The organism is Pelomonas margarita, assembly GCF_043555875.1.
Lineage (GTDB): Bacteria > Pseudomonadota > Gammaproteobacteria > Burkholderiales > Burkholderiaceae_C > Pelomonas > Pelomonas margarita.
This window is the reverse complement of record NZ_JBIGHW010000054.1, coordinates 1-955: the sequence shown is the minus strand read 5'-3', so window position 1 is coordinate 955 and position 955 is coordinate 1. Positions and strand designations below refer to the sequence as shown.

At 70.7% G+C, this 955-nt stretch carries 2 protein-coding genes and 1 pseudogene; all 3 read left to right on the top strand.

Going from position 1 to position 955, the window contains the following annotated elements; translation table 11 throughout:
• Window positions 1-255: pseudogene (locus tag ACG0Z3_RS23195) on the top strand (hypothetical protein); the annotation flags it as partial.
• Complete coding sequence (tnpB, locus tag ACG0Z3_RS23190) at window positions 252-596, top strand: IS66 family insertion sequence element accessory protein TnpB (protein WP_268153717.1); 345 nt, start codon at window positions 252-254, stop codon at window positions 594-596. The pseudogene ACG0Z3_RS23195 and the gene tnpB, both read left to right, overlap by 4 nt.
• Before the next feature lie 81 nt (window positions 597-677).
• The coding region (locus tag ACG0Z3_RS23185; RefSeq protein WP_394402419.1) for a transposase at window positions 678-955 on the top strand (278 nt) is incomplete at its 3' end.

Genomic DNA, 955 nt, shown 5'->3' with positions numbered 1-955 from the left:
CTGTCTGCACCGAGGACCGTGGCTCCCATGCCTGCAGCCGTGACGCCGCCGACAGCTGCGGCGCTGCAGTTCATTCCTGTGGCGCTTGCGCCCGAGGCGACGGCCACTGACCCCGCCTCAGCGCCCGCGCCCTCCGACATCCACGTCGAACTCAACCGGGGCGACACGCGGCTGAGCGTGCGCTGGCCGTCGACGCAGGCCGACTCGTGTGCCGCCTGGCTGGGCGAACTCGCCGCCACGGCGCTCAAGGAATGATCCGCATCGACGCCCTGTGGCTGTGCAGCCAGCCCCAGGACATGCGCGCCGGCGCCGACCGGTTGCTGACGGCCGTCGTCAACACACTCGGCGAGGCACGCGCCCACCACGGCTACCTGTTCGCCAATGCGCGCGCCAGCCGCATCAAGCTGCTCGTGCACGACGGCTTCGGCGTGTGGTGCGCCACGCGCCGGCTGCATGCCGGCCGCTTCGTCTGGCATGCCGGCGAGCCGGGCTCGGCGGCCCCGGCCTTGCAGCTCAGCGCCCAGCAATTCGAGGCCCTGACCCTCGGACTGCCCTGGCAGCGTCTGGGTGAGCTGGCCACGATCCGCCGCGCCTGAGCGTCACGGGTGACCCGCCCGGCACTTGCGGTTGGTTGACAGCGCAATCGCCAATGGGCGGCCGAGGTTCGATGCGGCACCATGCTGCGCATGTCCAGCGAAGCTGCCACCGCCATTGATCTGACGAGCCTGCCGACCGAGGTGGCCGCGCTGATCGAGCGGCTGCAGCAACAGGCGAAGGCCGACGCGCAGGAACTGGCCCGCCGTGGCAGTGAGCTCACCTTGGCGCAAGCCAAGATCGACAAGCTCAACTTCGAGCTTGCCCGGTTGCGCCGCTGGCAGTTCGACGCCAAGACCGAGGCCATGACCGCCGCGCAGCGGCTGCTGTTCGCCGAAGCCCTGGCCGAGGACGAGGCCAG

Excerpts from the sequence above, each read along its gene's own strand:
- tnpB (WP_268153717.1), top strand. The coding sequence starts at position 252 with ATGATCCGCATCGACGCCCTGTGGCTGTGCAGCCAGCCCCAGGACATG.